The sequence below is a fragment of the Marinobacter iranensis genome, from assembly GCF_029207565.1.
GTDB classification, from domain to species: Bacteria; Pseudomonadota; Gammaproteobacteria; order Pseudomonadales; family Oleiphilaceae; genus Marinobacter; species Marinobacter iranensis.
Window position 1 is genome coordinate 1 of sequence record NZ_JANCMW010000192.1, and the last position, 268, is coordinate 268.

Consider the following 268-nt stretch of genomic DNA (forward strand, 5'->3'; position numbering starts at 1 on the left):
GGCACAACCGTGTTAGCTGTGCAATACACTGATTATGTAGGGCGGCTTGTATCCCCTTCGCAACCCTTCGCCAAGCAATGCACGCAGCTATTTTTGCACTGCAATGTTGACAGCAGGCAAAGCACCTGCGCATTGCCGCCGCTCGCTCCGAGGCCCGATGGCGGAGTGGTGACGCAGAGGACTGCAAATCCTTGCACGCCGGTTCGATTCCGGCTCGGGCCTCCACTTCTTCTTACAGCATCACCACTTCATTGTCCGCGTCCCGGCG

General features: G+C 58.2%; 1 tRNA gene. It reads left to right on the top strand.

From position 1 onward, the window contains the following. The first annotated feature begins 151 nt into the window (after positions 1-151). Positions 152-225: transfer RNA gene (locus tag NLU14_RS21980), tRNA-Cys, on the top strand. The last annotated feature ends 43 nt before the right edge of the window (positions 226-268 follow it).